Raw genomic sequence first — 12,550 nt, 5'->3', positions numbered from 1 at the left:
ATACGTCTAGGATAAAACAGGAAAATCAAAAAATAGAGAGGATCAAACGCCTACAATGAGTAAACAAGCGCATTTGTTTGCTTGTTTTTAGTTATTTTTTACTACATTTGCGCCGTGAAAGAATACGCTACTCCCCAAGTAGCCTACTCCCTTTACCCTACTTTCGGTACATGATTGTACACACTCTCAAAACAAATTTTATTCACCGCAGACATCTTTTCCAACGAGAAACTTTTCAAATAGATTTGCGTAGTCTTGATCGATTTATGGCCCAATAGTTCGCTGATCATCTCAATCGGGACATCCTGTTCCTTCAAAATCATCGCAAAAGAATGACGGATCGAATATGAGGTGATCGGGATAGACACACCGCAGGCTCTCGCCAACCTCTTCAAATTCCGGTTAAAATGGGCCAAAGCGGAAGTGTACTCCTTGTAGGCTTCTTTTCCCACTTTTATCCCTTTCAAGAAAGGAAACAAATAGGGTGAGTCCTTACCTACATCACTTGACAGTTCCCTCAGCGACTCCCATGCGGTAGATTGTACCTCTATAAGCATCGGAGTACCCGTTTTCTGGCGTTTATATTCCAAAACCCCACCCCGGACATTCTCCTTTTTCAGATGAGCGAAATCCACGAATGCCATACCGCAAAACTGGAACATCAGGCACAATGCCTGCCGTGTTTTTCTCAGTTCCGGATCATCTAATGAGGCCGTCATCAGAGAACGTAATAAATCCTGTGGTAACGCCTTTTTGCGTTTGCTCTCTATACCCGTGAAAACTCCCTTAAATAAATAAGGGATATAGGGGGCCAACCCTTCCTCCACCGCCATGTTGTACACACAACGGATCCGACGCATATAGGTCGACACCGTGTTCCATGTACATCCTTTATTCAACAAAAAGGCCTGATAACGCCGAAGGTTCTCCTTATTGACATAAATATAGGGAATTACCTCCAACCCACAAAACCGCATGAATGAGTTCAATGCATCCTGATAGCTCTTCGCCGTGGAATAACGCCCATCCACACGCAATTTATAGATATACAACCTCATCCCTTCTACTAAATCCTTTTTCTCCATACTATCGCTATTTTTTCGTGATAAAACTTAGCAAATGTAATACAGATCCGGGAGGTTGAGCATATACAAAAAAAGGCGAACCAACCGGTCCGCCTTTATAAAATCTCCATTTCTAGATTATTTCAGTCCTCTATTCTTCAGCAACGGATCCGTACCCGGTTCCTTGCCACGGAAATTCTTGTACATATCCATAGCGTCGTCGATACCGCCCGGGGTCAAGACATATTTACGGAATTTATCGGCACATTCTTGATTGAAGATATCGCCGGTTTCCTTGAATGCCTCGAAAGCGTCGCAATCCAATACCTCGGCCCAGATGTAGCTATAATAGCCGGCGGTGTAGCCACCACCCATCGTATGGTTGAAGTAAGTCGTGCGGTAGCGGGAAGGGATTTGTTTCAGCAAACCACGACGGCCTAACGTCTGTTGCTCGAAATCCATCACATTCAAGTTGGCCGGAACATTATTCGTCTGGTCAACGAACTTGATCACTTTCTTATCCGCAGCGTCACCGCTGATCGCATGGAAATCCATATCCAGATAAGAAGCCGCCAGATACTCCGTCGTAGCGAAGCCCTGTCCGTACTTACCGCTCTTATCCAACTTCTCGATCAACTCGGCCGGGATCACCTCGCCGGTCTGATAATGCTTAGCGTACACCTTCAATACTTCCGGCTCGAATACCCAATGCTCCATAACCTGTGAAGGCAACTCCACGAAATCACGAGGAACACCAGAAACACCGGAGTAATGCACGTCACGGAACAAGCCGTGCAAACCATGACCGAACTCATGGAACAATGTATTCGCCTCATCAGCGCTCAACAACGCAGGTTGTCCCGGAGCGGGCTGGCTAAAGTTACAAACGATCGTTACGACCGGAGCCACACGCTTGCCATCCTTATAAGCCTGCGGACGATAAGAACCGCACCATGCGCCACCACGCTTGCTGGCACGAGGGAAGAAATCGAAATAAATAACACCTAAATGAGAGCCATCCTTATCTTTGCACTCAAAAACCTGCGCTTCCGGATAAGGCAACGGGATATTACGGATCGGGGTGAACGTGATACCATATAACTTATTAGCAACATAGAAAGCACCCTCACGCACATTATCCAACTTCAAGTAAGGACGAACCTCGTTCTCATCCAAATTGAATTTAGCTTTCTTGGCCTTCTCGAAATAATAACGCCAATCCCAGCCCTCGGCCTCGAAATTGCCGCCTTCTTTCTTGATCTCGGCGTTGATATCGGCCAATTCCTCTTTCGCTTTCGCCAAAGCAGGCTTCCAAACCTCATCTAACAATTGATAAACCTTATCCGAGCTTTTCGCCATACGATCCTCCAACACGAAAGAAGCGTAATCATCATAGCCCATCAACTTCGCTTTCGCCAAACGAGCGGCAACCAAATCACGAACCACTTCCTTGTTATCGTTCTCATTATTATTATTACCACGGTTGATATAAGCGTTGAACATCTTCTCACGCAACTCACGTTTATCGGAATATTGCAAGAACGGCATCACGCTCGGGTTCTGCAAGGTAAATACCCATTTGCCTTCCATCCCGGCATCCTTAGCCGCTTGAGCGGCGTTAGCGATCAAGGTCTCGGGCAGACCGGAAAGATCCTCCTGCTTGTCGATCACCAATTTGAAAGCGTTCGTCTCTTTCAGCATATTCTGTCCGAAAGTAAGCTGTAACATGGAGATCTTGCTATTCAACTCACGCAATTTAGCCTGATCCTCAGCGGAAAGATTAGCGCCACCCCGAACGAAGTCCTTATAAGTCTCCTCCAACAACTTCATTTGCTCCTTATCGAGACCCAACTCATCCTTTTTATCGTATACCGCCTTCACACGAGCGAATAATTTCGGATTCAAGTTGATATCATCACTATATTTTGACAATAGCGGCGACATCTCACGGCTTAACGCCTGCATCTCATCATTCGTATTCACGCTATTCTGTCCACCGAAAACGATCTGGACCTTCCGAAGCAACGCACCCTGCTCATCCAAAGCGACAATCGTATTCTCGAACGTCGGCTCCTCCGGGTTATTCACGATCGCCTCGATCTCCTTGCGCCCCTCTTCCATGCCTTGCAATAGGGCCGGTTTGTAGTGCTCGAACTTGATTTGATCAAAAGGTGGAACTCCAAACGGGGTGGTATATTCCGCAAAGAACGGGTTTCCCCCCTCCACGGTCTTCTTTTCGGAAGTACCGCAGGCAGTAAGCATAACGGCTAATCCTGCTGCCATAATTAATTGTTTCATCTTTACTGATTTTTTGATTTATGAGTTATAAATTGTTCTGCTCATTTTAGCCCTCTGTTCTCCAACAGCGGATCGATGCTAGGTTGTTTGCCACGGAAATTCACGTACATGTCCATAGCGTCATCGATGCCGCCCGGGGTCAGTACGTATTTACGGAATTTAGAGGCAACCTCCGGGTTAAAGATATCACCCGTCTCCTTATAAGCTTGGAAAGCGTCGCAATCCAACACTTCCGCCCAGATATAGCTATAATAACCGGCGGTATATCCACCTTCCATCGTATGTCCGAAATAAGTAGAGCGGTAGCGAGACGGAATCTGACGGATCAGACCACGATCGCCCAAGACCTTCGCCTCAAATTTCTCGATATCCAAATCGGCAGGGATCTCTTTCAATACATGATAATCCATATCCAGATAAGAGGCGGCCAGATACTCCGTCGTAGCGAAGCCTTGTCCATACTTGCCACTCTTAATCATCTTGTCTACAAGGGCTTGCGGTATTACCTCGCCGGTCTGGTAATGTTTAGCGTACACTTTCAATACCTCCGGCTCAACGGCCCAATGCTCATCGACTTGCGAAGGTAGCTCCACAAAGTCACGAGGCACGTCGGACACGCCATAATAATGAACGTCGCAGAATAAACCGTGCAAGGCATGACCGAACTCATGGAATACGGTCTCGGTCTCGTCGGCCGTCAAAAGCGCCGGTTGTCCCTCCGCCGGTTTGCTGAAATTAAATACGGTAGTAACCACCGGGGCTACCCGTTTCCCATCCTTATACGTTTGTGAACGGTAACCGCCGCACCATGCGCCACCTCCTTTGCCCGGGCGGGTAAAGAAATCCATATACAATACGCCCAGATGCGTACCATCTTTATCCTTGCACTCGAAAGCGAGAGCGTCGGGGTCCGGTTTCGGGATGTCCTTGATCTCGGTAAACGTGATACCGTATAATTTATTGGCTACATAGAAGATGCCCTCACGTACATGTCCCAACTCAAAATAAGGACGCATCTCGTTCTCGTCCAAGTTATATTTCGCTTTCTTGGCTTTCTCGAAATAATAACGCCAGTCCCAGCCCTCGGCCTCGTAATTACCGCCTTCCTTCTTGATCTCGGCGTTGATATCGGCCAATTCCTCTTTCGCTTTCGCCAAGGCAGATGGCCAGATTTTATCAAGCAAGTCGTACACGTTCTTCTCGTTCTTCGCCATATTCTCTTCCAATACGAAAGCGGCATAATCCTCATATCCCATCAATCGGGCTTTCTCCAGACGAGCGGCAACCAGCTGCTTAACGACCTCCTTATTATCATTCTCATTATTATTGTTGCCACGATTCGTATACGCCTTGAAGATCTTCTCACGCAAATCACGCTTATCGGCGTATTGAAGGAAAGGCATCACGCTCGGATTATGGAGGGTAAACACCCACTTACCATCCAGACCATTCTCTTGGGCCGTTTGCGCCGCCTTGACGATCACGTCTTCCGGCAGACCGGATAAGTCCTCTTTATTATCGATCACTAATTGGAAATCGTTGGTCTCTTTCAGGGTATTCTGTCCGAAAGTAAGTTGGAGCATGGATATCTTCTCGTTCAGCTCACGCAACTTCGCCTGCTTATCCTCCGGCAGATTGGCTCCTCCCCGGACAAAACTTTTATAGGTTTCCTCCAACAGCTTCTTCTGTTCCTTATCCAGATGGAAGCTCGCCTGATTCTCATATACGGATTTCACCCGGGCGAAAAGCTTGGGATTTAAGCTGATATCATCCGAATGTTTGGATAAAAGGGGATAAAGCTCACGTTCGAGCTCTTGGATCTCGTCCGTGGTATTCACACTGGATTGGCCACCGAAAGCATACATTACTTTAGTAAGCAACTCGCCACTTTGGTCTAAGGCCACGATCGTATTCTCGAATGTCGGCGCATCCGGATTTGCCACGATCGCCTCGATCTCCTTCGACTGCTCTTCCATGCCTTTCAAAAGAGCCGGCTTGTAATGAGCCACCTCTATTTGGTCAAACGGAGGCACCCCGAACGGTGTCGTATACTCCGCAAAAAACGGATTGGGTGTAGCGCCTTCCGCTACATCGCTTTTCTTTGAGGAGGAACAAGCTCCCAAAATAACCGCTAAACCTGCGGCCATAAGCGTTTTATTCATGCCATTGTTATATTAGAATTACAATGGACAAAGATAACGAAGTTTTGCGTTACAATTCTATTTCAAATTGTTATTATTTAGAATCCGGAAAAAGATTTTCACAATTCACACAAAAAAGATCCCCAAAGGGAGATCTTCCCTTCGGGGACCCAATATGCATTCATTCAATGTTCAATCGAATCGCTCTCTATACCGTCCTCGATATTTTCATTTTCGATCGTTTCTTGTAAATCTTGAATGTCATTAGACGTGTAATCATCCGACAATACCGAATTGGTAGACATGGTCTCATCGTGAAGATCATCGCTCTCATCCCATAACGTTTTCATTATATTCTCTGGCATATCTCTTATATTTTAAAGTTATATGCCTATTCAACAACCTCGACAAAGAAATTGTTGTTCCAATAAAAATAGTTCACTAATTTTAGCGAGATTAACGCAAGAAATAATATGAATCGAATTTGTAGTCTTTTTGGTATTCAGTATCCCATCATACAGGCGGGAATGGTTTGGTGTAGTGGTTGGCGGCTAGCTTCAGCGGTTAGTAACGCCGGTGGATTAGGATTGATCGGGGCAGGCTCCATGCACCCGGAAGTGCTCCGGGAACATATCCGTAAATGCGAGGCGGCGACCGACAAGCCTTTTGGCGTGAATGTCCCGCTAATGTACCCGGAAATCGATACCTTGATGCGGATATTGGTGGAGGAAAAAGTGAAGATCGTATTTACTTCCGCCGGTAACCCGAAAACATGGACAAAGTATTTGAGGGATCATGGCATGACGGTCGTTCACGTGGTAAGCAGCTCTAAATTCGCCACGAAATGCGAGGAGGCCGGAGTGGATGCCATCGTTGCCGAAGGCTTCGAGGCCGGCGGGCACAACGGACGGGAGGAAACAACTACGATGTGCCTGATCCCCGCTGTCCGGAAAGCGACCTCTCTCCCCCTTTTGGCGGCAGGAGGTATCGGAAACGGTCAAGCGATGCTAGCGGCACTCGCACTAGGGGCCGACGGCGTACAGATAGGCACTCGTTTCGCCTTGACCAAAGAAAGCTCGGCACACGAGAATTTCAAGAAACTATGCTTGAATCTTAAGGAAGGCGATACGAAGTTATTATTAAAGAAACTGTCTCCTACCCGTCTGGTAAAAGGAGATTTCGCTACGGCAGTGGAAGAAGCGGAAGCCCGGGGAGCGTCCGTGGAAGAATTACGTGAGTTATTGGGCAAAGGACGTGCCAAGAAAGGAATCTTTGAGGGCGACCTAAAGGAAGGCGAGTTAGAGATCGGACAGGTAGCGTCTTTATTCTGGGAGGAATTATCCGTGGAAGAGGTGATGAAAGAATTGATCCGTGACTTTAAGCGATCCTTAGAGAACGTAAAAACACAGTTGTGTTCGTGAGAAAACACAACTGTATCTGTGGATAAACACAACTGTGTTCAAGAGAAAACACAGTTGTGTTCCTTATCATAATCGATACTTATACAATTGCGCCATGACCTTTTGGTATTGGTTTTGCAATTGCAGGTAGTTTTGCACGCTTTGGTAATAGGTCGTCACATCCACGAAATACTCGATCATAGAGATTTGCCCGGCCTGTATAGCCTTGTTCAACAAGACCAAGCTATTCTGCCTTTTCAGCACATCCTTATATTCATCGATAGATTTCTTTAAGGAGACAGACTGGTCATATAGCTGCCTCAACCCATTCTCTACCGTGAAAGAAGCGCTCTCCAACTGCATCTCCGTATAACGGACCTGAGCCTTCGCCTGTTTCACGTTATTACGGTTCGAGAACAACGGGATGGTAATTCCTACCAAGAAACCATTGAAACGCTCTCCACCCGAGGCGGGATTCATACGATACCCTAACTCAAAGCCGGGCAGACCTTTCGCCTTATTCACGCTCACCTGCCGAAGAGCTGTCGTCTGGTCGCTACGCAAGGTCTGTAATTGCGGATCGGATTGCATCGCCTCCGTCCGCAGCTCATCAAAGGAAAGCACATCCTTATCCGGCAAGGCGTAAACCGTATCCGTAAACTCGATAGCGATACCGCCATTCAAGGTAGCCAGCTCCTGCAGCTTGGCAATACGGGAAGTCTCGTTCATCCGGGCCTCTGTCCGAGCGTTCAATAATTCCAGATCGATCTTGTTTGTCTCAAGGATATTCGCATTTCCTTTCTCCAAACGAGTCGCATAAAAAGCGGAAAGTTGCTCGGCGTTCCTAAGACGGGTATCCAATAGGTTCTTCTGCTGGTTCAACAGCACCAAATCTAGGCAAACCTCTTTCACCTGCAACAAGATTTGCTGACGAAAAGCCATCCCTTGACGATCCAAACCCGCGGATTTCGCCTTCGTCAGCTTATGCTTCCGGACATATACGGACGGGAAATCAAAGCTTTGGGAAGCCACGAACTCGCCCGTGAATCCCATCCCTTCTTTATTCCCCCAGAAATGCGAATAAGAGACCGAAGGGTCTGGCAAATTATTATCCAACTTCGCCTCCAGCTTCTGCGACTGGACCAACTGGCTGTTCGCCTGTAAATCCTTATTGTTCGCCTCCACGCTCCGGAGCACGTCCTCTATAGAAGTCTGGGCGGAAAGGCCGCCTGTCAATACAGACAAGGCGGCGACTATAATATATGATTTCATAAAACTTATTCTTTATTCTTGTTCATTATCAGATAAACAATCGGGATGATGAATCCGTTTAAGAACGTAGAGGTTAATAAACCACCCAAGATCACCGTCGCCATCGGGCTTTGGATCTCATTCCCGGGAAGATCGCCATTCAACGCCAACGGGATCAACGCCAAGGCGGAACTCAACGCCGTCATCAAGATCGGGTTCAAACGGTCTAGGGAACCTTGTATCACGGACTCACGCAATCCCATTCCCTCTCCACGCAAATGCGTATAGTGGCTGATCAGCAGCATACCGTTTCGGGTAGCGATACCAAACAAGGAAATGAAACCGATAATCGCCGGGATACTGATCTCGCCGGAAGTAAGCCATAGGATAATCACGCCACCGATCAACGCCAACGGCAGGTTCAACAAGATCACGCCGCTCTCCTTCACGTCCTTGAACTCATTGTACAGTAACATGAAGATCACCAATAACGACATCAATGACGTCAGCAATAAGGTACGGCTGGCCGCCGCCTCGCTCTCGAACTGGCCGCCATATTCGATATGGTATCCCTCCGGCAAACGGATATTAGCCTCTACCCGATCCTGTATCTCATTAACCACACTTCGCAAGTCACGTTCCGATACATTGGCACTAATCACGATCTTACGTTGCACATTCTCACGATTGATCGTATTCGGACCGGTCACGGAACGGATATCGGCCACGTAACTTAGCGGCACTTTCTGTCCGGCGGCATCGATCATCAGATTGCTAATATCATCCATCGTGGCACGGCTAGCGTCGGAGGTCTTCACGGTCAGGTCGAAACTCTTGCCATCATCGTACACCTGACTGACGGCCTCTCCTCCCAACATCACATTGATATATTCCTCGAACTCCGGCAGGGGAATGCCATATTTAGCCAACAACTCACGTTTCGGGGTGATTGTCAACTGCGGACGCTCGATCTGCTGCTCTACCTTCAAGTCCACCAGACCCGGGATCGTTTGGATAGCGGCCTTGATCTGGTTACCGACCGTAAACATCAGGTTCAAGTCCGTACCAAACAGCTTGATAGCGATATTCGCCTCCGTACCGGAAAGCATAGCGTCGATACGATGGGAAATAGGTTGCCCGATCTCTATATTAGCGCCACTGATCGTAGATAACTTCTTGCGGACATCATTCATCACCTCATCCCGACTACGGTCTTGCAATTCGAAAGGAGCCTCGATCTCGGAAACATTCACGCCCAAGGCATGCTCATCCAATTCCGCACGACCGGTCTTCCGAGCCACAGTCTTTATCTCGGGCACTTGCAACAGCAACGCTTCCGCACGGCGTCCGATCTGATCCGACTCGTCCAAGGAAATTCCCGGAAGCGAGCTTACGTTGATCGTAAAAGAACCCTCATTGAACGGGGGCAAGAAACTACGTCCCAAATGAAAGAAGATCACCAAGGCGACCACAAACAAAGCGATCGTGGTACCTAGCACCCATTTCTGGTAAGCCAACGCTAACTCCAAAGCCCGTTTATACACCACCTTCAACTTCCGGGCTATCCAAGCCTCACGCAGTTCCTTCATTCCCGTCGCTTTACGGTTCAGCAAATAGCTACAAAGCACCGGGGTCAAGGTAAGCGCCACCACCGTAGAAGCAAACAACGCCACGATAAAAGCGATACCCAGCGGAACCAACATACGGCCTTCCATACCACTCAAGAAGAACAAGGGCACGAAGCTCACCACGATAATCAAGGTAGAGTTCAAGATCGGCATACGTACCTCACGGGAAGCGTCGTAAACCACCTCCAAGGTAGAGCGTTGCTGATCCGGAGGCAAGAGCCGGTTTTCCCGGATTCGTTTATACACGTTCTCCACGTCCACGATAGCGTCATCCACCAAGGAACCGATAGCGATCGCCATACCTCCCAAGCTCATCGTGTTAATCGTCAATCCCATGTAGTGCAATACGATGATAGAGACCAGCAAAGATAACGGCAAGGCTACCAACGAGATCACCGTCGTACGTATATTCATCAAGAACAGGAACAAGACGATCACCACGAAGAAACTACCCTCAAACAAGCTCTTCTTTACATTATTAATAGAGTTATCGATAAAATGACTCTGGCGGAATATATCCGTAGAGACATGTACATCCGCCGGCAAGTTCTTCCGCAAATCGACAACAATCTCGTCCAGCTTCTCCGTCAACTTCTCCGTACTCGTATCCGGCTGTTTGGTCACGGTAATCAGCACGGCTGGCTTTGTCCGCTCGGAAGCGGTTCCCAGCTTCGGGCTTTTACCGCCGATCTTAACCGTAGCGATATCACCCAGCGTAACCGGATACTCATTCACGGTCTTCACCACACCCTGAGCGATCTCTTCCGCCTTCGACGTAGACAAGACTCCCCGGATGATATACTCATTATCAAACTCATACAATACACCACCATTGGCATTCCGGTTCATATTCCGACAAACATCCAACACCTCGTTCAACCCTACACCGTAGTGCTTCATACGAGCCGGGTCCAACAAGATCTGGTACTCCTTAATATCGCCACCGATCACGGCAACCTGCGCCACACCGCCCGTAGACAACAAACGGGGACGGATCGTCCAGTCGGCGATCGTACGTAAGTCCAACAAAGACGTGGAATCGGCGGTCAAACCGAGAATCATCATCTCACCCAAGATGGATGACTGCGGGCCTAAGGTCGGTTTACCTACGTTCTCGGGAAGGCTCTCACCCAAGACAGCCAGTTTTTCGGACACGATCTGACGAGCCCGGTAAATATCCGTACCCCAATCGAACTCTACCCAAACCACGGAGAATCCGGTGGTAGACGAGGAACGCACACGCCGTACGTCCATCGCACCGTTCACGGCAGTCTCCACAGGGAATGTCACCAAGCGTTCCACCTCCTCGGGAGCCATACCGTTCGCCTCGGTCATGATCACGACCGTTGGGGCGTTCAAGTCCGGGAACACATCCACGTCCGTATTAAACGCCGTGTACGTACCCCAGATCATCAGCAATAGCGCACAAACCAAGATTACCAACCGGTTGTGCAATGAATAATAAATTATCTTATTTAACATGCAACATCCCTCCTATTAATGGCTATGGCTATGAGCCGGTATCGCGTTAGAAGCGGAAGACAACTTGATCTGGTAAGCGCCACGGGTCACGACCTCATCGCCCGGTTTCAATCCGGAAAGGATCTGTACCTCCGAGCCGTTATTCGCTCCCAGCGTCACCCATTGCTTCTTATAGCCTTCCTCATCCAGACGGATAAATACCGAATAAACGCCCTGCTCCTCGATAAGGGCGGAGACAGGCACGCTCAAGACATTCTCCATCGGCTTTGTCAACAAAAAGATCTCCACGAAAGAACCGGGGATAACCGCTCCTTTATTATCGAACTCGAAAGTCACCGGTACATAGAAAGAGTTCATATCGGAAGCCTTTCCATACGATAACAACCGTCCACGCAAATCAGACAATTTATAGAGAGCGTTATCATACGGAGTCATGAAATTAGCGGTTTGGATCATGGGAAGATCGTTGTAATACCTCTCAGACACGTCCGCACGCAATACCAAACGATTGTTTTGCGAGATCGTAGCCAAAGGCTGACCTACGGATACATAATCACCCTCTTTCACTTGGATGTTCTTCAAGTAACCGTTCAAGGGAGAGACTACAGACACGCCTTTCGCCGTCTGTTTTCCCGCTATCGCCTCATAAGCGACCTTGGCGTTCTCGTAATTCAAGCGGGCCTGCTCGAAATCCTTGGCGGATACGATCTTATCGCCTACCAAGGCTTGCATACGCTCGTATTCCTTTTTCGCTGTCTCATAAGCGAATTTAGCCTTTGCCGCCACGTCTCCATCAGAGAGGGCGTTGGAAGCGATACTCAACACGGCCTGTCCCTTGCGTACCGCCGTACCATCCACGAACGGCAAGCTACCAAACGAGATCACGCCGGGAACGGTAGCGACGATCACGGACTCCTCCCCTTGCGCCGCCATCACTCGTCCGCTCGTCTTAATCACATCCGTGAAAGGAGCGGGATTAACCATTACGGTCTGCAAACCAACGGCCTCGGCTAAGGCTTTCTTAAAGACAATCTCGCCGGGATGGGTACCACCGGCCTCATGCTCATGGTCATGGCCTTCGTGTTCATGTCCCTCATGATCATGATCGTGAGCCTCTAATTCATGATTATGCTCATCGTGTCCGGCTTGCGACGCATTTCCCGCACAACCGGCAAACAGGTAAGCGCACATCGCACCTACCAAATATATTTTCTTCATTGTGTAAAAAATCTTGATATCGTTAATAATAAATAGATAGGGGCAAGTCTGTCCTCACCCGCTCTCAC

8 protein-coding genes are annotated in these 12,550 nt (G+C 48.4%); 1 reads left to right on the top strand and 7 read right to left on the bottom strand.

Translation table 11 applies throughout. The annotated features are described in order from the left end of the window. Window positions 1–152: 152 nt before the first annotated feature. The 4 genes from HMPREF0999_RS01400 to HMPREF0999_RS01385 form a co-directional block, all read right to left on the bottom strand. Window positions 153–1,085: a tyrosine-type recombinase/integrase gene (locus HMPREF0999_RS01400; protein WP_005857932.1), complete on the bottom strand. Its 933-nt coding sequence runs from the start codon at window positions 1,083–1,085 to the stop codon at window positions 153–155. Between the two features lie 117 nt (window positions 1,086–1,202). Beyond that, a complete protein-coding gene (locus HMPREF0999_RS01395) occupies window positions 1,203–3,362 on the bottom strand; it encodes a M3 family metallopeptidase (RefSeq protein WP_009274980.1) in 2,160 nt (719 codons plus the stop codon). A 41-nt stretch (window positions 3,363–3,403) separates the two neighbouring features. After that, on the bottom strand, window positions 3,404–5,524 hold the full coding sequence (locus HMPREF0999_RS01390) for a M3 family metallopeptidase (protein ID WP_009017180.1): 2,121 nt from the start codon (window positions 5,522–5,524) through the stop codon (window positions 3,404–3,406). A gap of 164 nt (window positions 5,525–5,688) precedes the next feature. After that, a complete protein-coding gene (locus HMPREF0999_RS01385) occupies window positions 5,689–5,868 on the bottom strand; it encodes a hypothetical protein (protein ID WP_005857938.1) in 180 nt (59 codons plus the stop codon). A 108-nt stretch (window positions 5,869–5,976) separates the two neighbouring features. On the opposite strand from HMPREF0999_RS01385, the gene HMPREF0999_RS01380 reads away from it, so the two are divergent. Next, window positions 5,977–6,924 (top strand): NAD(P)H-dependent flavin oxidoreductase, encoded by a 948-nt coding sequence (locus tag HMPREF0999_RS01380; RefSeq protein ID WP_009274979.1) that lies wholly within the window; start codon window positions 5,977–5,979, stop codon window positions 6,922–6,924. A 66-nt stretch (window positions 6,925–6,990) separates the two neighbouring features. On the opposite strand, the gene HMPREF0999_RS01375 is transcribed toward HMPREF0999_RS01380, so the two are convergent. The 3 genes from HMPREF0999_RS01375 to HMPREF0999_RS01365 are packed head-to-tail and all read right to left on the bottom strand — an operon-like array spanning window position 6,991 to window position 12,482. After that, window positions 6,991–8,175 carry a TolC family protein gene (locus tag HMPREF0999_RS01375; protein ID WP_009274978.1) on the bottom strand — a complete coding sequence of 395 codons (1,185 nt, stop codon included), beginning with the start codon at window positions 8,173–8,175 and terminating at the stop codon, window positions 6,991–6,993. Between the two features lie 5 nt (window positions 8,176–8,180). Next, the gene (locus HMPREF0999_RS01370) at window positions 8,181–11,264 is read right to left on the bottom strand and encodes an efflux RND transporter permease subunit (RefSeq protein ID WP_008772501.1); all 3,084 of its coding nucleotides are present in this window, start codon (window positions 11,262–11,264) and stop codon (window positions 8,181–8,183) included. 15 nt (window positions 11,265–11,279) lie between these two features. After that, window positions 11,280–12,482 (bottom strand): efflux RND transporter periplasmic adaptor subunit, encoded by a 1,203-nt coding sequence (locus tag HMPREF0999_RS01365; RefSeq protein WP_009274977.1) that lies wholly within the window; start codon window positions 12,480–12,482, stop codon window positions 11,280–11,282. Between the last annotated feature and the right edge of the window lie 68 nt (window positions 12,483–12,550).

Origin of the sequence: Parabacteroides sp. D25 (assembly GCF_000307475.1) — a bacterium.
In the GTDB taxonomy this organism is placed as follows: domain Bacteria; phylum Bacteroidota; class Bacteroidia; order Bacteroidales; family Tannerellaceae; genus Parabacteroides; species Parabacteroides distasonis.
This window is presented reverse-complemented; position numbering and strand designations above follow the sequence as displayed.